Consider the following 19,779-nt stretch of genomic DNA (forward strand, 5'->3'; position numbering starts at 1 on the left):
GCAGCTAACGGTAGAACCTGTTCCAGTTTGCCGTGTGCGTTGTGATAAACGTCATGGTTGAATAGGTTCATGAGGATCAGTAACAGGTTCCTGTTACGGCAGGTGGCTACCGCTGGACTGGCGGCGAATGCGCTTCGTCCGGTTCCGGGAATGCCACTGTCGGTGCCCACCTTCGTGGCCGGTTGGCTCACTGCCGAACTTGCTCCGCACTTGCTCGCGGCGACCGCGATCGATTCCGCGGTCCATGTCGCGCGTCGCGGGGTCCGTACCAAGGGGGACGTCGCCGGCCTCGCGGTCGCGGGGTTGTCTGCCGCGGGTCTCGCGGCCGTCATCGCGACCGGGCGGGGCGCGCGCGTGGAGGTCGAATCGGCGCTGACGTCGGCGCTCGGATCCGACTACCGCTCCGTCGCGGGTGGGGCGGGATCCGTCGCCGGCGTGTCGTGGCGGCAGTTGGCGCTCCCGTTCCGGATGCGACGCGACGATGTCGTGCGGGTGCGGAACCTCGCGTACGCGCCGGGCGGCCGCCGCTTCCGGGTCGACATCTATCACCGCCGGGACACTCCGGTGGATGCGCCGGTGCTGCTGCAGGTCCACGGCGGCGGATGGGTCATCGGGAGCAAGGATCACCAGGGGATTCCGCTCATGCTCGAGATGGCCTCGCGTGGGTGGGTGTGCGCCGCGATCAACTATCCGTTGTCGCCGAGGGCGGTGTGGCCGGCGCATCTCGTCGCCGTCAAGCAAGCGGTCGCGTGGTTGCGGGACAACGTCTCCCGCTACGGGGGTGACCCAGGATTCGTTGCGGTCACGGGAGGCTCCGCCGGGGGACACCTCGCGGCGATGCTGGCACTGACCGCGAACGATCCGGGCCTACAGCCGGGCTTCGAGGATGCCGACACGTCGATTCAAGCGTGCGCCCCGCACTACGGCGTCTACGACTTCACCGGGGAGACCGGCATCAAGGCCACACGGCAGCGCGTCGAATCGGGCCTCATGCCGATGGTGCTCGGCAAGCAGGCGCGGTTCCCGGAGGACTACGAGGCGGCATCACCGTTGATGCACCTGCGGGCCGACGCGCCGCCCTTCTTCGTCGTGCACGGCATGAGTGATTCGTTCATCCCGGTCGCGGAGGCGCGAGAGTTCGTCCGCCGGTTGCGGGAGGTCTCGGACGAACCCGTCGCTTATGCGGAACTGCGGGGCGCGCAGCACGCCTTCGACATCTTTCCGTCGATCCGGAGTGCCGCCGTCGTCCGCGGCGTCGCCGACTTCCTCGACTGGGCTCATGCACGTCGCCGAAACGGGCGGGTCGACGCCGACGCGGTCGGGTAGATGTCGGCGTTCCGCTAGTGGCCGCGTGTGCCCAGCGTGGTGACGCCCGCCGGGGGAAGCCCGGCGGCGTGCGCGAGGACGTCGCAGAACGCCTCGACATGGGATGCGAGTGCCGTCGACGTCGCGGTCCACGAGGCCCGCAACTCGAGCTGGTGCGCCCGCGGGGGGCCGGCGATGTCGCCGTAGCGGACCGAGCTGGTCGCGGTCACGGTCCCGCCCAGCGCGATGATCTCGTCGGCCTTCTCCTCGAGGGCGTCGACCAGCCAACTCCAGGCGACCTCGGGCAGGAGGGGATCGGCGGCGAGAACGGGTTCGACGTCGGCCTGAATGTAGGCGACCAGGCGCATCGTGCCGTTCCAGGCCTCGTCGCCGTCCGGGTCGTGCAGCAGGATCAGGCGCCCGAACGCGTCTCCCTCGGAGAACACGGCGTGCTCGTCGACTGCACCGGTCTCGGCGTGCCGTAGCTCGGCGCCGATCGCGTAGCTGTAGGGGGCGAGCCTCTGCGGCGGCCGAATCGGACCGACCTCGATTTCCGGGCGAACCTCAGCCGAGTTCATCGCGTCGACGGCGGCGCGGAACGGGGCGGGTTCGTTGGGTAATCCCGGGGTCGTCACACCAGCGGACGTTAGACGGCTCGCCTGGTGGCGCGGTGGAGGCGCGCCGATTCTGCCCCGGCGCCACGTCATGGCAGCATGGACTGCGATGAGCGGCTTGGAAGATACGAATGCAGGGATGACCGGGCGCGCCGAGTACCCCGCCAGGCGGGTTCTCGACGACGCACCGTTGTTGGCGGCGGCCGCGGGCCGTCCGGTGAAGCATCGACCCGTGTGGTTCATGCGTCAGGCCGGACGCTCGCTGCCCGAGTACCGGGAGATCCGGGCCGGAATCGGGATGCTCGAATCCTGCTTCGACCCGGAGCTGGTCTGCGAGATCACGATGCAGCCCGTGCGGCGGCACAAGGTCGACGCGGCGATCCTGTTCTCCGACATCGTCGTTCCACTCAAGGCGGCAGGGATCGACCTCGACATCGTCGCGGGTGTCGGTCCGGTCGTGAAGAACCCGGTGCGGACCCCCGCCGACGTCGAGGCTCTGCCCCGGCTGGTTCCGGACGAGGTCGGCGCGGTCGCGCAGGCGGTGCGGCTGCTGACGGCCGAGCTCGGCGAGACGGCCCTGATCGGCTTCGCCGGTGCCCCGTTCACGCTCGCGTCGTACCTCGTCGAGGGTGGCCCCAGTCGCAATCACGAGCGCACCAAGGCGCTCATGCACGGCGACCCCAAGACGTGGCACGCGCTACTCGGCCGCATCACCGATGTGACCATCGCGTTCCTGCAGGCCCAGTTGCACGCCGGCGTCGACGCCATCCAGCTGTTCGATTCGTGGGCAGGCGCACTCTCGCTCGCCGACTACCGCGAATTCGTGATGCCGCACTCCGAGCGCGTGTTCGCCGAGGTGGCGTCGGCCCACGTACCGCGGATCCACTTCGGTGTCGGCACGGGTGAACTGCTCGGCGCGATGGGCGAGGCCGGTGCCGACGTTGTCGGTGTCGACTGGCGTATCCCGCTCGACGTCGCCGCCCGCCGCGTCGGCCCGGGCAAGGCGCTGCAGGGCAACCTGGACCCGGCCGTGCTGTTCGCCGGCTGGGACGCGACCGAGAAGGAAGTTCGTCGTATCTGCCGCGAGGCGGACGCCGCGCTCGCCGCCGGTGCCACCGGACACATCTTCAACCTCGGACACGGGGTGCTCCCCGACACCGATCCGGCCATCCTGACCGACGTCGTGGAGTTGGTGCATTCGCTGTGACCGGTAGGCGAGTCTCGGTAGCGGTCGTCGGTGGCGGCGTCACCGGACTCGTCGCCGCGTACCGGCTGCGTCAGCAACTCGGCGCCGACGCCGAGATCACCGTCGTCGAGGCGGGATCACGGCTCGGCGGCAAGCTGCGCACCGTCCCTCTCGCCGACGGCCCGGTCGACGTCGGCGCCGAGGCGTTCATCGCCCGGCGGCCCGAGGTCTCCGAGCTGATCGCCGAACTCGGGCTCGAGGATCAGCTGGTGCATCCCGCCGGCCGCCGGCCCCTCATCTGGTCCGAAGGCGCGCTGCATCCGCTGCCTACTCGCACCCTGATGGGCATTCCGTCGGATCCGCAGTCCGTTGCCGGCCTCGTCGACTCCGAGACCCTCGCGCGGATTGTGGCCGAGCCGTCGACGCCGTTCGACTGGGACCCGGCCGCGGACGTCGACGTCGCGTCGCTGGTCGGCAGCCGCTTCGGCGAGCAGGTGGTCCGCCGCTCCGTCGACCCACTGCTCGGCGGCGTCTACTCGGGCCTGTCCGACTCGATCGGTGTCCGTGCCGCGCTCCCGGCCCTCGCGGCCGCACTCGACGGGGGAGCGACGAGCCTCACCGCGGCCGTGACCGCCGCCCTTCCGGCGCCGTCACCCGGCCCGGTGTTCGGAACCCTGCGCGACGGCTACGGCACGCTGCTCGACGCGCTCCGCGCCGCGGGCCGGCCGCACACAATCCTGGACGCGCCCGCGGCCGGTCTGCGCCGCGACGGCGCCGGCTGGTGGCTCGATCCGGTCGGTCATGTCGATGGCGTCGTCCTCGCGCTGCCCGCGCCGGACATGGTCCGCCTCGTCGCCGGCGCTGCACCCGCGCTCGCGGATGCGGCCCGGAACATCGAACTCGCGTCCTCCGCGGTCGTGGCGCTCGCACTCCCGACCGACGCGGGCGTTCCCGAAAACTCGGGAATCCTGGTGGCGACCGGGGAGTCGTTGGGCGCCAAGGCGTTCACGCTGTCGAGCCGCAAGTGGCCGCACCTGGCCGAGCGGACCGTCACGCTGGTGCGGGCGTCGTACGGCCGGTTCGGCGACGCTGCCGTCGTCGACCGCAGCGACGAACAGTTGATCGCGATGGCCCGCGCCGACCTCGAGACGGTGACCGGGGTATCGACCGAACCGGTGGATGCGGTCGTCGCGCGCTGGCACAGCGGGCTGCCGCAGCTCGCGCCCGGGCACCTGGATCGGGTGGCCGCGATCGCGTCCGCCGTGGCCGACGTCGACGGAGTCGAGGTCGCGGGCGCCTACCTGCACGGGGTCGGGGTTCCAGCGTGTGTCGCGTCGGCGACGACGGCCGCGACACGGCTCGCGGCACGAGTGGCAGGATGATGCCATGGCACGCCTCGATTTCGACACGCTCAATTCCACCCTCCGCTACGCGATGTTCTCCGTCTTCCAGGTGCAGCCCGGCGTCCTCGGTGACGACCGCGCCGCAGCGCTGAAGGAGGCGCAGGCGTTCTTCGATTCGTTCGAGGACACCGACGTCGTCGTGCGCGGCATCTACGACGTGGCCGGCGTGCGCGCCGACGCCGACTTCATGATCTGGACGCACGCGGAGCGTCTCGAGGATCTGCAGAAGCTGTACCAGGACTTCCGCCGCACCACCGACCTCGGCCAGGCGAGCGACCCGGTGTGGTCCAATGTCGCGTTGCACCGCCCCGCCGAGTTCAACAAGAGCCACGTCCCGGCGTTCATCGCCGGCGAGGAGCCGGGCGACTACATCTGCGTGTACCCGTTCGTCCGCTCGTACGAGTGGTATCTGCTGCCCGACGCCGATCGGCGCAAGATGCTCGCCGATCACGGCATGGCCGGCCGCACGTACCCCGACGTCCGCGCCAACACGGTCCCGGCGTTCGCCCTCGGCGACTACGAATGGATCCTCGCCTTCGAGGCCCCGAAGCTGGACCGCATCGTCGACCTGATGCGCGACCTGCGCGCCACCGAGGCCCGCATGCACGTGCGCGAGGAGACACCGTTCTTCACCGGCCCGCGCGTGAGCGTCGAGCAGCTGGTCAACTCGCTGCCCTGAGCTGAAACGACAGCACCCCGCACCAGTCAGGTGCGGGGTGCTGTCGTGTACCGCGGCGATCGTCGGGGTCCGCACCCGTCGTTGGTGCGACTTCCTTTCATTTGGGTCCGTCATGGGTATAAGCAAAGTATGTTTTTACCAATGGATGGTGATCGACACCGTCCGCAACTAAAAGGACTCCGAGTGAAGCCCTCCATCCGACGTGCACTCGTCACCTCGACCACCGCCATCGCCGCAGCCGGCATCGCACTTGCCGCTCCTGCTTCCGCATTCGCGATGCCGGAGATCATCCAGGACGAGGGGGGTGTCATCGTGACATTCGATGATGTGGATGAGCGGACCGAGGACGCGATCGAATACGTCGTCGAGGCCGTCGACAACATCGCACGGCAGAACTCGGGGGTGGTTTATACGAACCTCCGTGGCCCGCGCTCGGCCGCGACGTGGACGTATGATTCTCGGCTTTTCAACAACGGTCGGCCACTGCACATGGAGTGCACCCAGGAGGAGGATCAGACCCCGAACAAGGGGTACGACTGCTGGTCGGTATTGGACGACTGAGCCACGGCTTTCTGAATGTCCGCCCGCCCGTGTGATTGTCGGCCTACTCTCCCCAGAGGCGGATCGGCTCTCTTGGTCTGAGCACACGGGCGGGCCCACGAGAGGGGCGTTGCGATGCGGAGTGCACGTCAGTTCCTCGGTGCAGTAGTTCTGACGCTCGGCGTCGGCGCAGGCCTCGCAGCGGGCCCAGTTCCGCAGGCGTCTGCCGCCCCCACCGTGAGCACCTTCCAGGTTCCGCTCGTCGTGAACACTGGCATCTGGGCGTGCAGTGGGATCCACACCTTCTGCTCCTACACCCCGGTCGCGATCACCGGAGAGACACCCGGGACCGTGATCTTTCGCGCTGTGCCGTTCGGCGAGAAGATTCCTCCCAACTTGTCGAGCTGGTGGAATATCCGGATTCACTGGAGGAATGTCGGGACTGGCGCCTCGGGAGTGCTGGACATCTCCTCCGACGGTTCGGCGAGCGTCTTCACCGGGGCCGGGCTCGTGACCGCGTCCACGACGGCCCGCGACCAGGTCATCGCCGGAACAGGGGTCTTCTTCGTGCCCTGAGTACCACTGGCAGACTGAGGGCCGTGAGTTCGTCGACGCGGTACCAGCACATGGCGCACTGGGGCATGTTCGACGTCGAATCAGCTGACGGTGACGTGAGCGCGGTCCACCCGTATGCGGGCGATACGGATCCGTCACCGATCCTGGGCAACCTGCCAGGGTCGGTACGGCACCGCTCCCGCATCACCGGTCCGGCCGTTCGGCGCGGCTGGCTCGAGCACGGCCCCGGCCCGTCGGATGTCCGCGGCGCCGATGAGTTCGTGCAGGTGTCGTGGGACGAACTTCTGGATCTGCTGGCGCGTGAACTGCGCCGCGTGGTCGACCGGCACGGGAACCGAGCCATCTTCGGCGGCTCCTACGGCTGGGCCAGTGCGGGGCGATTCCACCACGCGCAGAGCCAGATCCACCGCTTCCTCAACATGCTCGGCGGCTACACCCGGTCGGTGCACAGCTACTCGCTCGGCGCCACCGGCGTGATCATGCCGCGCGTCGTCGGCACGCACTGGAAGCTGTTCGCCCGCTCCACCAACTGGGACGTCATTGCCGACCACACCGATCTGATGGTGTGCTTCGGCGGTGTGCCGCTCAAGAACACCGCCGTCAACAGCGGCGGCACCAGCGCACATCCCACCCGCGGCGCCCTCGACCGGCTGCGCGAGCGCGGCGGCGAGGTGGTCTCGATCAGCCCGCTCCGCGACGACCTCCACGGGCGGTGCGAGTGGATCGCGCCGATCCCGGGCTCCGACGTCGCGATCATGCTGGGCCTCGCGCACGTGCTGGCATCGGAAGGACTGCACGACAAGGACTTCCTGGAACGCTACTGCGTCGGCTACGACCGGTTCGAGAGCTACCTGCTCGGGATCGACGACGGGGTCCCCAAGTCGCCCCAATGGGCGTCGGCGCTGTCGGGGATGCCCGCCGATCAGATTGTCGCGCTTGCCCGCCGGATGGCCGCGGGTCGGACGATGCTCACGGTGACGTGGTCGCTGCAGCGGGTGCGGTACGGCGAGCAGGCGCCGTGGATGGGGGTTACGCTCGCCGCGATGCTCGGCCAGATCGGCCTTCCCGGAGGCGGATTCGGCCACGGCTACGGGTCGATGAACGAACCCGGCCTCGCACCGGTCCCGTATCCGCTGCCGACGCTGTTCCAGGGTAGCAACCCGGTCCCGGACTTCATCCCGGTCGCCGCGATCGCGGACCTGCTGTTGCGCCCGGGCGAGGAATTCGACTACGACGGCCGACGCCTGACCTACCCGGACACCCGCCTCGTCTACTGGGCCGGCGGCAACCCGTTCCATCACCACCAGGACCTCGCCAGGCTGCGGCGGGCGCTGGCCCGGCCCGACACGATCGTCGTGCACGAGCCGTACTGGACACCGATGGCTCGGCACGCCGACATCGTGATCCCGTCGACCACGTCCCTCGAGCGCAACGACCTGGCGTGCACCCGCAACGATCCGCTGCTGGTCGCGATGCACGCGGCGGTGCCCCGGTACGCCGACGCCCGCGACGACTACGACACGTTCTCCGCGCTCGCGCACCGGTTGGGTTTCGGGGAGCGGTTCACCGAGGGCCGCACGGCGCAGGAGTGGATCGAGCATCTCTACGAGCAGTGGCGCGGGTTCGTGCTGGCCGACCCGGCGCATCTGGAGGCGCCCGCCTTCGACGAGTTCTGGGTGCGGGGTCATGTGCGGATGCGCACCGAGGACGGGCTGTCGCTGTTCTCCGATTTCCGGGACGATCCCCGCAGGAGCCCCCTGACCACGCCGAGCGGTCGGATCGAGATCTTCTCCGCCGACATCGACGGCTTCGGCTACGACGACTGCGCCGGCCACCCGCGCTGGTACGAGCCGGACGAGTGGCTGGGCGGCGAACGCGCGCAGCGCTTCCCGCTCCACCTGATCGCGAACCAACCGAAGACGCGTCTGCACGGGCAGCTCGATCACGGCGCGGCGAGTCAGGCGTCGAAGATCCGTGGGCGCGAACCGATCCGGCTCCACCCGGCTGACGCCGCCGAGCGTGGACTCGTTGCCGGCGACGTGGTCCGGGTGTTCAACGACCGCGGTGCGTGCCTCGCCGGTGTCGTGCTCGACGACGACGTCCGCCCCGGGGTGGTGCAGTTGTCGACCGGCGCCTGGTACGACCCGCTCGACCCCGCCGACCCCGCCTCGATGTGTGTGCACGGAAACGCGAACGTGCTCACCGCCGACATCGGCAGTTCGCGACTGTCGCACGGCTGCACCGGCCAGCACGCGCTGGTGCAGATCGAGCGCTTCGACGGTGACCTGCCCCCGATCAACGCGTTCGATCCGCCGATCTGACTTGTTCTATTTGAACTAGAACAATATGGTGAGTATGTGCTCATCCGTATCGATCAGTCGTCCGCCGTCCCGCTGTACGAGCAGTTCGCCGCGAGCGTGCGCGGCGCGATCGCCGACGGCTCCGTTGCGGCGGGGGAGCGGCTGCCTTCCGCGCGCGACCTCGCGACCTCCCTGGACGTCAACATCCACACCGTGCTTCGCGGGTATCAGCAGCTGCGGGACGAGGGCCTGATCGAACTGCGCCGCGGGCGCGGTGCGGTGGTTGCCGCGGATGCGTCGGCCCGCGCATCGGTGGTGGATGCCGTCCGCGGCCTCGTCTCCGAGGCGCGGCGTTACGGCATGAGCGCAGCCGATCTGCTCGACCTCGTGAAGAAGGAGCTGGCATGACCGACTCGACTGCGGTGCAGAAGGTTTCATTGGTCCGCGGCCTCGCGGGCGCATTGCTCGCGCCCGTTGTGGCGACGACGGCGGCCGTCGCCGTGCTGGCCGGCTGGCCCGACGACCTACCCGATCCAGTTGCGGTCCACTTCGGACCCGGCGGTGTCGCCGACGGCTTCGCGGGGCATGGGTCGGTGCTCTGGTGGCCGCTGATGGGTCCCGCGTTCGCGCTGGTGCTCGCCGGTGTGGTGGCGGCGTTCACGCGCCGGGACGTGCGGGCCGGTCGGATCGCTGCTGCGGTGGCGTCGGGCACCGGGACCGCGCTCGCGGTACTGCCGGCGGTTCTGCTCGCCCCTCAGCGCGGCCTCGCGGATGCAGCCAATGCCACGATCGCTCTGTGGTGGCTCGTCCCGGTCGCACTACTCGGGATCGCTGCCGGATGCGCTGCCCTGCCGATGGTGGGCCGGGCCGTCGCGGTGCCGGTCACGGCGGTGCCGCCGGCCGACGCTCCGCGACTGGAACTTGCCGACACCGAATCCGTGGTGTGGACCGGGTCGGCGGCATTGCCGCGGTGGGCCGCCGCCGCGCTCGCGTTGCTGCCTATCGTGCTCGCATTGGTGGTGTCCCGGACTGTGGGCCCGGAACTGCTGGTCACCGGGTTCGTCGGCGCGTTGCTGCTCGGTGTGACGCTGGCGCCGGTCCACGTCGTCGTCGACGGGCGCGGGCTCGAGACGCGCTACGTCCTCACCGGCGGTCGACGCCGGATCCCGCTCGACGAGATCGCCCGCGCCGACGCCGTGAAGATCGGACTGATCAACCGCTACGGCGGCATCGGCTACCGCGTCGGACCGGACGGTGTCGGCCTCCTGGTGCGACCGGGTGAAGCGCTGCGGGTCACCCGCGGTGACGGCTCCAAGTTCACCGTCACCGTCGACGGCGCGGATCAGGCTGCGGCCGTGCTCAACTCGCTTGCGGCGCGCGGACGCGTCGCCAGGTAGCGGGCAGCTGCAGTCGTCGCGGCCAGGACGCCGCAGACAACGACGATCACTGCGACGAACGTGCGAGGTTCGGTGGTGAACCCGAGAGCGCGTGCGACCCCGACCCCCGCTGCTGTGGCCACGGCAGCGCCGGCGGGCAGGGTGGCGGCGAGCCACCGCGCGGTGCTGGCGGAGCGTGGGTCGTCGGCCCAGTGCAGCATCACGAACGTGCAGGTGACTGCCAGTAGATATGCGAGCAGGCCGGTCGCCGCGTACAGGCCGACGACCACATAGGTGGGCTCGATTCGCAGTTCGTTCGTCGTGAATCCCATGTAGAGGATCGTCCCGAGGAACGCGAAGCCGATGGCTGTGCCGACGAGGGTGACCGGCACGATCAACGGAAGCCGCAGGGCTCGCCCGGACAGCCCACGTTCGTCGGACCAGGACCGCAGTGTCGCAGCGGGTTCCTCGCCGACCACCGCACTGGCGGGCAGCCCGTCCGAGTCGGCCGCGGTCAGTTCGTCCGACAACTCGGCCAGCAGGACGCGGCGGTCCGTGGGTCGGACCGCCGCTCGGCGCCAGATGCGCTTGGCGTCACGCAGAATCGACTTATCCGCTCCGGGTGGTGCGGGTTCCGTGTGTTCGTCCACCTCGATCATGAATCTTCCTCCCCTGATGTGGTCGCCGAGATCGGCGCCAGCAGTGCGGTGACGCTCGTGGCCACCGTGGACCATTCGGTTGTTCCCTCGGCGAGCGCCTTCCGGCCGTCGTCGGTCGACGAGTAGTACTTCCGCGGCGGCCCGGCGTCCGATCGGCGGCTTTCGGATTCGACCAGCCCGGCCTTCTCGAGGCGGGCGAGCAGCGGGTAGGACGAGCCTCCCGCGACCAGCAGATCCCGCTCGGCCAGCCTCTCGGTGAGTTCGTAGCCGTAGACGGGTTTTTCCTGCAGCAGGGCGAGCAGGCAGAGATCGAGCACTCCCCGCAGGATCAGGCTACGGCGTTCGACCGAAGGACTCATGCAGAGCAAGGTAGCAGTATCTTGGTAAGCAAGGCAGCGTTTCGGGACGATTCCCCGCCAACCGGCGTCGTCGTCGCGGCGCCGCGCCCAAAATGACCTCCCGCCCGCGCAATCGCGCGGGCGGGAGGTCAATTCGGGAGCGGGACGGGGGTGCCCGTCGGTCCGTCAGTTTCCGTCGGCAGGGTGCAGCGTCAGTGAGATGCTGTTGATGCAGTACCGCTGGTCGGTGGGGGTGGGGTAACCCTCGCCCTCGAAGACGTGACCCAGGTGGCTGTGGCAGTTGCTGCACAACACCTCCACTCGCCGCATGCCGAGAGAGTCGTCGGCACGCAGGAGCACCGCATCCGAGTCGGCCGGATCGAAGAACGACGGCCAGCCGCAGTGCGACTCGAACTTCTCGGTGCTGCGGAACAGTTCGGCGCCGCACGCCCGGCAGCTGTACACGCCCTCGGTCTTGGTGTTCGTGTACTCGCCGACGTTCGGCGGCTCGGTGCCCGCCTGTCGCAGGACGTGGTACTCCTCGGGCGTGAGGTGTGCCCGCCACTCGCCGTCGTTGCGGCGGAACTTCGGTTCGGGAAGGCCGGAATCCTGTGTGGAACTCATGGCACCACGCTAATACTTTCCGGCCGTCGGGTCAGACCTTCGCAGGCACCACGGCGGCGGCTTTGCCGTCCGCGTCGACCAGGAAGTCGGGATCGATCCCACGGTCGAGGCGACCCTCCCGCTTCGCGGTCAGGTAGCGGTTCACCAGAACTGCGAAGATCACGATGATGAGCAGGCTCCAGCCGTACGTCGGCTTCAGGTATTCGACGGCGCGGCCCTCCTCGACGAATCGGCTCGAGAACCATGCGTCGGCGCTCAGGAAACCGTATGCCGCGAGCCATGCCGGCCAGTTCCGCATGACGCTGTTGCGGAGAACCACCGTCATCAGGAGCGGGAACAGCAGCATCGAGTAGTACATCTGGCCCAGCGACAGCAGCAGGAACGATCCCGCCATGAGCAGGCCCGCCGTCGTGGTGACGTAGAACAACTCGTCGTGACGGTAGTAGCGGTACAGCAGCCACAGCGACACGGCCCCCATCGCCGCGAACGCGATGCGCAGCGCCCAGATCAGGGGAACAGGCAGGCCGAAATACGTGCCGTTGCCGACGATTGCGCTGTTGAAGTAGTCGCGGGACTCCATCAGGTACGGGAAGGTGTGGTCGATGAACGCCATCGGGTCCGCCGCGAGCGGCCACGCCACCGCCATGAGGACGAGGGGAATGCCGATCGCCGTGACGAACACCTTCCACTGACCACGGACGAGAGGCAGCAGCAGCAGCGGCGCGAGGATCGGTTTGATGGCGAATGTCAGACCGATTGCGGCCCCGGCCCACAGATCTTTCTTGCGCAGCAGCAGGAACAGGAACGCCACCTCGGCGAGCAGGATGAGGCCGTTGATGTTCGAGAAGGTCAGGGTGTTCGACACCGTCTCGGTCGAGAACGCGGCGAAGATCAGAATCGGTGCGGCGATCGAATTCCACGCCAGGTCGAACATCTTCAGCAGCAGGAAGAGCGCGATGATCACGGCGATTGCGTTGGCCAGGATGAACAGCCAGCGGGACTTCTCGGGATCGAGGAGCGCGATCGGCGCCAACAGCATGGTGCCGCTCGGCGGGTACAGATAGTGCGGGTCCACCGAGTTGAAGTTGGCGACGTAGACGTCGTGACGATTGAGGAAGGCCAACGCTGCCTGATACACGGGCGCGTAGTCGTCGGTCACGGATCCGTTGACCGCCTTGACGACTATCCGGTGGATCACTGTCATCACGGCCAGAGGCCACATGATGAAGTTGATGACCTCGGCGGTGGTGCGGCCCGTACGCGGCTCGAATCGTCGAAGGAACACTACGGCACGGTACACCGCCGCCGTGATTGTCGGGGTCGGCCACCCCGCCTGCTCACGCGGGGCACGCGCTGGCGTTCGGTGGCAGAACGCCGGATTCGAGGTAACGCGAGAGGATCTGGCGGGCGCACTCCGAATGTGTCGTGACCGGGTGGCCGTATCCCTCCCACGACAGGCCGGACCAGGTCGCGCCCGCGCTCGTGAGGCTGCCCGTCACCGTCGGCAGGCCACCGTTGCCGACGATCGGGTCCGCCTCGCCGGACAGTACGACGACCGGGACCGGAATGCTGCTCGGCAGAGGTGCAGGCGGCATGGTGGGCCACGCGGAGCATCGCAGAAGAGAGAGAGCCGCATCGGACCCGAAAGTGGGGTAGCGGCCGGCCCATTCGGCCTGCAGTTCGCGGGTGCGTCCGGGACCCGGCCACTGCTGGCCGTCGCTGCACCGGGCGACGAACTGGCCGTCGGTGCCGACCGACGCCTCGGTCGCGGCCATCAGTCCCGACAGCGGCGCCAGGTCGCCGCGTCCCGCGGCGGCGAGGACATCGGACAGTTCGCGCACCCGGTCCGGTTGGTCGCTGCGCGGCGAGCCCAGGAACGAGCTGACAGTGGTGAGTAGCGCGCTCGACGACACCCCCGCGAGTTCGCCGACGGCCGCCCGGTCGCGCAGCGTGGCGACGGCCCCTGTCGGGTCGGGCCCCAGCGAACAGTTCAGCGCGGCGCAGCGACGACCGAACGCGGCGAGCGCAGCCTCCTGTCCTCGCACGCGTTGCTCGGCCGCGGTCGTCGCGTCCGCCGTCGTGGCCGGCGGCGAGTCCAGCACGAGCCGCCCGACCCTGTCCGGGTACTTCGCGGCGTATGCCAGCGCGACCGAAGCGCCGTTACCGGTTCCGATCAGGCCCAGCCGGTCGACCTGCCAGGTGCGGCGCAACTGCTCGAGGTCGCCTGCTGCGTGGACGGTGTCGAAGGCGAGTTCGGCGGGCTGCAGGGTGTCGGTGCATGCCGTCGTCGACTGCCGACTCGCCGCCGCGACGCGGTCGGCGTCGTCGGCGGTGCCGCCGCCGGGGGTCTGGCCGAGATCGGCGAGGGCACGGCGATCGAAGGGTCGGCCGCAGTCGATCGGCGTCGACGCCCCGGTGCCGCGTCGGTCCACCGCCACGATCGGATGCCGCTCGAGTAGAGCTGACGCCGGGCCAGCCGAAAGTGCGGCCAGCGTCGTCGACGACGCGATGTCGGAGCCGGAGGTCAGCACGAGCGGTGCGGCGTCCACGGGCGTGCCGGGCAGGCGGGCCCGCAGCGCGCCCACCTCGATCGTGCCCATGGCCGTGCCGTCCGGGTCGACCGGCGCGGTGTAACCGGCGCACTCCAGCGTCAATCCGGCAGGTCCCGCGCCGAGCCCGAGACGTCCGAGCGTCGAATCCTTGCAGTCGGTCCAGGCCAGGTCGCGGGTCGGCGCCTGCAACGTGGGCGCATCCGGCGTCGAATCCGACGTCGGGGCGGATCCACTGCCGTGCTCGACGACCGCGACGTCCGGGCGGATCGACGGTCCGGCGCCGCACGCGGTACACACGGCCAGCACGATCGCGACGATCCCGATTCTCCGCATGCCGGACAGCCTGCCAGGTCGGTGGGGCGTCACGCCCGTACCCACCGGGTCAGCAGGGTGCCGTCGGCGTCGGCGAGCACGTGACGCGGAACCATCGAGGTCGGCACCGCCGTGGGGGAGAGAGAGATCCGGCCGGCGGTGCCGCCGATCAGACGCGGCGACGTCGTCACGCAGAGTTCGTCGACCACACCGTCCTCGAGGAGGGTGCCGAACAGGCCGGGTCCACCCTCACACAGGACACGGCGCAGCCCCCGCTGATCGAGCGCCGATACGAGATCCGTTCCGCGGACCTCGCGTTCGGCCACGATCTGGACGTCCGCGCCGGCGTCCCGCAAGTGCTGCAGTCGCGTGGCGTCGGCGGCCGCGGAGGTCAGTACCAGCGGCGGGATCGTGGTGTCGGTGAACAGCCGCGACGTGGGATCCAGTCGCGCAGACGCGGTGACGACCGCGATCGGCGGAACCGCGGAGAGTCCGGATCCGGTCCGTCGCTGTGCCAGTTCGGTGTCGGTGTGGGCTCCGCCGTAGTTCTCGCTACGTGCCGTCCCGGCGCCGACGACGATCACGTCGGCCAGTTCGCGCAGCACCGTGAACACCCGCTTGTCCGCGGGTGTCCCGAGACCGCCGCTGACACCGTCGACGGACACGGCGCCGTCGATGCTCGAGACGAAATTGACGCGAAACCACGGACTGTCGAGTTCGTCCGGATATCCGTACAGTGAACGGAGGTCCTCGTCGCCCAACTCCGGCGGCCGCATGCTGCCGCCTTCGTCGCGTGTGAGGTAGGTCGCAAAATCCAGACGGTGCACGTGTTCGATCACAGCACGTCGATACGCTCAGTGCATGCATGCACGTCTTGTCGATCGCAATCCGGTGGTGCCGGCCGATCAATTGATTGCTCAGATGGTGCCCCCGGCGATGTTCGACGAGGTCAGTTTCGCGTCCTACATTCCCGATCCCAATGAGCCGAGTCAGGCTGCCGCGGTCCGCAAGGCCGAGGAGTTCGCGGGCAAGGTCGCCAAGATCCGCAGCGGGGGACGCCGCGGACTGTTCGGCAAGAAGACGCCGTCCACCGGCGCCGGGCTGTACCTCGACGGCGGCTTCGGTGTCGGCAAGACCCACCTGCTCGCCTCCATCTTCCACAGCTCGCCGTCACCCAAGGCGTTCGGAACGTTCGTCGAGCTGACCCACGTGGTCGGCGCTCTCGGCTTCAACAAGGCCGTCGAGGAGCTGTCGTCGCACAGCGTGCTGTGCATCGACGAGTTCGAGCTCGACGATCCGGGCGACACCATGCTGGTCTCGCGCCTCCTGACCGAGCTCTCCGCGCGCGGAGTGTCCATCGTGGCCACCTCCAACACGCTGCCCGGCCAGCTCGGTGAGGGCCGCTTCGCCGCGCAGGACTTCCTGCGTGAGATCAAGAAGCTCGGCTCCATCTTCGAGACCATCCGCGTCGACGGCCCCGACTACCGTCACCGCGATCTGCCGCCGGCTCCCGAGCCCACCGATGACGCCGATCTGCTCGAGCGGGCCGACGCCGTCGACGGTGCGACGCTCGACGACTTCGACGAGCTGTGCGCGCACCTGAGCACCTTGCACCCGTCGCGGTACGGAAAGCTCATCGAGGGCGTCCCGGCGGTGTTCATCAAGGGCGTGCATCCGGCCGCCGACCAGTCGGTCGCGCTGCGCCTGGTGGTCTTCGCCGACCGCCTGTACGACGCAAGCATCCCGGTGACGGTGTCGGGTGCGAAGCTCGACGAGATCTTCACCCCCGAGATGGTGGCCGGCGGATACCGCAAGAAGTATCTGCGTGCCACGTCGCGACTGCTCGCGCTGTCCCGTTTCGAGGTCCCTGCCTGATCCCGGGCCGCTCGACTCGACTCGCGTGATGCGGCGCAGCCGTCAGAGGCTGCGCTGCATCACGAAGTCGTGGTGGGTTTGGGCGCCCACCCGGAAGGTCTTCGTTCCGACCTTCTCGAAGCCGTTCTTGACGTAGAACCGCTGCGCCCGCTCGTTCTCCTGGTTGACCCCGAGCCAGACGCCGGCGCAGTTCGCATTCCGGGCATGGTCGACGGCTGCGTCCATGAGTGCCGCCGACACTCCCGAGCCGTGCCGGTCCGGTAGCACGTACAGCTTGCTGATTTCGGTGGTGGGGCGTAGCGACAGCGCGGACCGTATGTCGTCGTCCTCGGGTGGTCCGTCGACGAGCATCACATAGCCGACGATCTCACCATTGCTCGTCGCCTTGAGGACCGTACGTGTCGGATCCGTGAGGTACTCACTGAACTTCTCCGCCGACAACACCTCGTCGATGAATGCCGCGATGTCTTCCCTGGTGGCGTGGGGCGGGCACGCGAGCGGGAAGGTTACGGACGCGACGTCGGCCAGTGCCTCGGCGTCCCAGAGTCCGGCGCGGTCCACGGAAATCGTCACAGCTTCACCTCGGGTACGTCGGGTCCGTCCCGGTAAGTACACCACCTCCCGGGACGGGCGCGCTCACGCTCCGGTGGTCGCCGACTCGTCGGCCGCCGCCGCCGACCGTCCTCGTTGCGGCGCGAAGGCGGGCGCGAGCAGGAACAAGGCAACCGCGAACACGAGCGGCGCGACGAAGCCGTACCGCAGATCGGAGACCGCCGCGATCCCGCCGATCACGGCGCCGGCGATCACGGTGCCCGCGTAGTTGAAGAGGTTGATGCGGGCGATCACCGCGTCCGTCTGGTCCGGGGGTGCGAGCCTGCCGGCGGCGCTGAAGCTCAGCGGCGCGATGACGGGAGCGCCGAGGCCGACGATGAAGAAGCCGGCGATGGCCACCGCCGGGCTCGGCGCCACGACCGCCGTCAACAGGCCGACCACGCTGATCGCCGCCCCCACCCGCACCACCGCGATCTCACCGAACCGGCGCACCCAGTAGTCGCCGGTCAACCGCGAGATCAGCGCTGTCACCTGGTAGGCGCCCATCGCCAGGGCGGCGGTTCCGGCGTCGGAGAGCAGGACCTCCTTGAGATAAAGCGGGGAGTACGTTCCGATGCCGAAGTCGATCGCGTAGAAGAGCATCATTGCGATCCCGAGCGCCAGGAACGGGCGAAGCGGCACCGTGAGCGGCGCGGTCACCGACGTCGCGGCACCCTCGTGCCCCGTGCGCAGCAGACGTGATCCGATCCACGCGCAGATCCCGGCGACCAGCGCGGCCGCGACGAGTACCGACAGCGTCACCGACAGGTCGAGTGCCGAGAATGTCGCCACGTAGCCGGCGCCGATGATCGCGCCGACACTCCAGGAGGCGTGGAACGAGGAGAGGATGACGCGGCCGTAGGCATGCTGGATCGACACCGCCTGCATGTTGGCCGCTGCATCGACGATGCCCAGCCCGATGCCGTACAGCGCGAACGCCGCGAGGAAGGCCGGCGTCGCCGTCGCCAGAGCGATGACCACGGCGCCGACGGCGATCACGAACAGGCCTGTTCGTAGCGTCGTCCGGCTCGACGTGGCCTTGGCGAGTTGCTCGGCGATGACGCTGCCGACGCCGGCGACGATGGAGACGCCGACGACGGTGGCGGCGACGAGGCTGTCACTGAAGCCGAGATCATCTTTGAACTGCGGCAGCTGCGTGAGCAACACCGCCAGCATGAACCCCTGCAGGCCGAAGGCGACAGAAGTCGAGACTCGTGCGCCGCTAAGGGTTTTCGTGTTTCGAATCACTGGACGAGTGTCCAACATTCAGCTCCGTTTCGTGGCATTCTCTGCTTCACTGCTCATCATGGCGGCACAGTATTCGATTCCAGAGTTTCCCGACGATTTCGTTTTCGGTGTCGCGGCAGCGGCGTACCAGATCGAGGGCGCGGTGAGCGCGGACGGCAGGGGCCGCTCGATCTGGGACGAGTTCTGTTCGGCCCCTGGCAAAGTGGTGCGCGGCGAAACCGGTGACGTTGCGATCGACCATTACCACCGCTACCGTGCCGACGTCGCGCTCATGCGCGAACTCGGCATCGACTCCTACCGGCTGTCCGTGGCGTGGCCCAGGATCCAGCCCGACGGAAAGGGCGCCGTCAACGCGGCCGGCCTCGATTTCTACGACCGGCTGGTCGACGAGTTGTGTACGGCCGGCATCACACCGGCCGTCACGCTGTTCCACTGGGATCTGCCGCAGGCATTGCAGGACGACGGCGGCTGGCTGAACCGGGAGACGTCGTATCGGCTGGCCGAGTACGCGACGATCGTGGGGGAGCGGCTGCGCGACCGGGTCGGTATGTGGATGCCGCTCAACGAGCCCGTCGTCCATACCCTCTACGGCCATGCGCTCGGCGTCCACGCCCCCGGACTCGAACTCGGCTTCGGTGCGTTGCAGGCGGCACACCATCAGCTGCTCGGACACGGACTGTCGGTGCAGGCGTTACGTGCGGCGGGATGCGGCAACATCGGGATCGCGTCGAATCATGCGCCCGTGCACGCGGCGACCGACGCCGATGCCGACGTCGAGGCTGCGGACATCTATGACCACATCGTCAACTGGACGTTCGCGGACCCGCTCCTGCTCGGCAAGTACCCTGCGGACGAATTGGCGGCACTGCTCACCGGTCCGGTCGACGACGACCTGCGGACTATCGCGCAGCCGCTGGACTGGTTCGGCATCAACTACTACGAGCCGACGCTCATCGCTGCGCCGCGGGAGGGCGAAGGCTCCGAGGGGGTGCTCGAGGTGGACCTTCCGCCGGGAATGCCGTTCGCGCCGGTTGCGCTCGAGGGGTATCCGCGGACCGATTTCGGATGGCCGATCGTTCCCGACGGCCTCACGGAGATCCTGACGATCTTCCGGGACCGGTTCGGTGCGGCGCTGCCCCCGGTGTACATCACCGAGAGCGGGTGCTCGTTCCACGATCCGGACCCGGACGGGTCCGGCCGTGTTCGTGACGAGCGCCGCATCGCCTATCACGCCGACCACTTGGCCGCGGTGCGCTCGGCCATGGACGCCGGCGTGGACGTTCGTGGCTACTTCGTGTGGTCGATCCTCGACAACTTCGAATGGGCGGCCGGGTATCGGGAACGCTTCGGGCTCGTCCATGTCGACTACGGCACACTCGCGCGCACGCCCAAGGATTCGTATCGGTGGTTCCAGGAGCAGCTTGCCGCGAGACGTCGGGCCTGACACCCCGGAAATGAACGAGCCCCAGCCGTGGATGGGGGGTCATGGCTGGGGCTCCGCACCATCGGGGGGATGGCGTCTCCGACAATACCTGAGGATTCCCTCACGTTCGAGTCGAGCGTAAGTGACGATTCCGGCCTCGAACGCAAAAAGAGGCACT

The 19,779-nt window shown here is 68.7% G+C and carries 20 protein-coding genes; 11 read left to right on the plus strand and 9 right to left on the minus strand.

The window, feature by feature from the left end; all coding sequences use genetic code 11:
* Positions 1 to 102 precede the first annotated feature (102 nt).
* Positions 103 to 1,326, plus strand: a complete 1,224-nt coding sequence (locus C8K36_RS15930; RefSeq protein ID WP_258195437.1) for an alpha/beta hydrolase — start codon at positions 103 to 105, stop codon at positions 1,324 to 1,326.
* A 14-nt stretch (positions 1,327 to 1,340) separates the two neighbouring features.
* Here C8K36_RS15930 and C8K36_RS15935 read toward each other — a convergent pair whose 3' ends face one another.
* Positions 1,341 to 1,940, minus strand: coding sequence for a DUF3000 domain-containing protein (locus C8K36_RS15935; protein ID WP_107985481.1), 600 nt, complete (start codon positions 1,938 to 1,940; stop codon positions 1,341 to 1,343).
* 118 nt (positions 1,941 to 2,058) lie between these two features.
* On the opposite strand from C8K36_RS15935, the gene hemE reads away from it, so the two are divergent.
* The 8 genes from hemE (at position 2,059) to C8K36_RS15975 (ending at position 10,000) form a co-directional block, all read left to right on the plus strand.
* Positions 2,059 to 3,126, plus strand: a complete 1,068-nt coding sequence (hemE, locus tag C8K36_RS15940) for a uroporphyrinogen decarboxylase (protein WP_181319595.1) — start codon at positions 2,059 to 2,061, stop codon at positions 3,124 to 3,126.
* The gene (locus tag C8K36_RS15945; protein ID WP_107985482.1) at positions 3,123 to 4,487 is read left to right on the plus strand and encodes a protoporphyrinogen oxidase; all 1,365 of its coding nucleotides are present in this window, start codon (positions 3,123 to 3,125) and stop codon (positions 4,485 to 4,487) included. The genes hemE and C8K36_RS15945 overlap by 4 nt, the downstream gene beginning before the upstream one ends.
* Before the next feature lie 4 nt (positions 4,488 to 4,491).
* A complete protein-coding gene (hemQ, locus tag C8K36_RS15950) occupies positions 4,492 to 5,187 on the plus strand; it encodes a hydrogen peroxide-dependent heme synthase (protein WP_107985483.1) in 696 nt (231 codons plus the stop codon).
* 183 nt (positions 5,188 to 5,370) lie between these two features.
* Complete coding sequence (locus C8K36_RS15955) at positions 5,371 to 5,748, plus strand: hypothetical protein (RefSeq protein ID WP_107985484.1); 378 nt, start codon at positions 5,371 to 5,373, stop codon at positions 5,746 to 5,748.
* Between the two features lie 114 nt (positions 5,749 to 5,862).
* Positions 5,863 to 6,303, plus strand: coding sequence for a hypothetical protein (locus C8K36_RS15960; RefSeq protein WP_107985485.1), 441 nt, complete (start codon positions 5,863 to 5,865; stop codon positions 6,301 to 6,303).
* A 50-nt stretch (positions 6,304 to 6,353) separates the two neighbouring features.
* Entirely contained in the window at positions 6,354 to 8,624 is a 2,271-nt protein-coding gene (locus C8K36_RS15965; RefSeq protein WP_107985486.1) for a molybdopterin guanine dinucleotide-containing S/N-oxide reductase, read from the plus strand.
* 36 nt (positions 8,625 to 8,660) lie between these two features.
* On the plus strand, positions 8,661 to 9,011 hold the full coding sequence (locus C8K36_RS15970; protein WP_107985487.1) for a GntR family transcriptional regulator: 351 nt from the start codon (positions 8,661 to 8,663) through the stop codon (positions 9,009 to 9,011).
* Positions 9,008 to 10,000, plus strand: a complete 993-nt coding sequence (locus tag C8K36_RS15975; protein WP_107985488.1) for a DUF1648 domain-containing protein — start codon at positions 9,008 to 9,010, stop codon at positions 9,998 to 10,000. Before C8K36_RS15970 ends, C8K36_RS15975 begins: the two co-directional genes overlap by 4 nt.
* On the opposite strand, the gene C8K36_RS15980 is transcribed toward C8K36_RS15975, so the two are convergent.
* The 6 genes from C8K36_RS15980 to C8K36_RS16005 form a co-directional block, all read right to left on the minus strand.
* Positions 9,946 to 10,638 (minus strand): hypothetical protein, encoded by a 693-nt coding sequence (locus C8K36_RS15980; RefSeq protein ID WP_107985489.1) that lies wholly within the window; start codon positions 10,636 to 10,638, stop codon positions 9,946 to 9,948. The two genes, C8K36_RS15975 and C8K36_RS15980, sit on opposite strands and share 55 nt — an antisense overlap.
* Positions 10,635 to 10,997 carry a PadR family transcriptional regulator gene (locus tag C8K36_RS15985; protein WP_107985532.1) on the minus strand — a complete coding sequence of 121 codons (363 nt, stop codon included), beginning with the start codon at positions 10,995 to 10,997 and terminating at the stop codon, positions 10,635 to 10,637. The genes C8K36_RS15980 and C8K36_RS15985 overlap by 4 nt, the downstream gene beginning before the upstream one ends.
* A gap of 165 nt (positions 10,998 to 11,162) precedes the next feature.
* On the minus strand, positions 11,163 to 11,600 hold the full coding sequence (gene msrB / locus C8K36_RS15990; RefSeq protein WP_107985490.1) for a peptide-methionine (R)-S-oxide reductase MsrB: 438 nt from the start codon (positions 11,598 to 11,600) through the stop codon (positions 11,163 to 11,165).
* Positions 11,601 to 11,631: 31 nt separating this feature from the next.
* Positions 11,632 to 12,885 (minus strand): glycosyltransferase family 87 protein, encoded by a 1,254-nt coding sequence (locus C8K36_RS15995; RefSeq protein WP_258195438.1) that lies wholly within the window; start codon positions 12,883 to 12,885, stop codon positions 11,632 to 11,634.
* Positions 12,886 to 12,937: 52 nt separating this feature from the next.
* On the minus strand, positions 12,938 to 14,485 hold the full coding sequence (locus C8K36_RS16000) for an alpha/beta hydrolase (RefSeq protein ID WP_107985492.1): 1,548 nt from the start codon (positions 14,483 to 14,485) through the stop codon (positions 12,938 to 12,940).
* A 29-nt stretch (positions 14,486 to 14,514) separates the two neighbouring features.
* Positions 14,515 to 15,303 (minus strand): pyrimidine reductase family protein, encoded by a 789-nt coding sequence (locus C8K36_RS16005; protein WP_107985493.1) that lies wholly within the window; start codon positions 15,301 to 15,303, stop codon positions 14,515 to 14,517.
* Between the two features lie 22 nt (positions 15,304 to 15,325).
* On the opposite strand from C8K36_RS16005, the gene zapE reads away from it, so the two are divergent.
* Positions 15,326 to 16,339, plus strand: a complete 1,014-nt coding sequence (gene zapE, locus C8K36_RS16010; protein ID WP_107985494.1) for a cell division protein ZapE — start codon at positions 15,326 to 15,328, stop codon at positions 16,337 to 16,339.
* A 42-nt stretch (positions 16,340 to 16,381) separates the two neighbouring features.
* Here zapE and C8K36_RS16015 read toward each other — a convergent pair whose 3' ends face one another.
* Positions 16,382 to 16,912 (minus strand): GNAT family N-acetyltransferase, encoded by a 531-nt coding sequence (locus tag C8K36_RS16015; RefSeq protein WP_107985495.1) that lies wholly within the window; start codon positions 16,910 to 16,912, stop codon positions 16,382 to 16,384.
* A gap of 63 nt (positions 16,913 to 16,975) precedes the next feature.
* The gene (locus C8K36_RS16020; RefSeq protein ID WP_420910899.1) at positions 16,976 to 18,196 is read right to left on the minus strand and encodes an MFS transporter; all 1,221 of its coding nucleotides are present in this window, start codon (positions 18,194 to 18,196) and stop codon (positions 16,976 to 16,978) included.
* Positions 18,197 to 18,236: 40 nt separating this feature from the next.
* Here C8K36_RS16020 and C8K36_RS16025 point away from each other — a divergent pair, with 40 nt between their 5' ends.
* Positions 18,237 to 19,622: a GH1 family beta-glucosidase gene (locus C8K36_RS16025; RefSeq protein ID WP_107985533.1), complete on the plus strand. Its 1,386-nt coding sequence runs from the start codon at positions 18,237 to 18,239 to the stop codon at positions 19,620 to 19,622.
* Positions 19,623 to 19,779 lie beyond the last annotated feature (157 nt).

Origin of the sequence: Rhodococcus sp. OK519 (assembly GCF_003051005.1) — a bacterium.
Taxonomy (GTDB): Bacteria; Actinomycetota; Actinomycetes; order Mycobacteriales; family Mycobacteriaceae; genus Prescottella.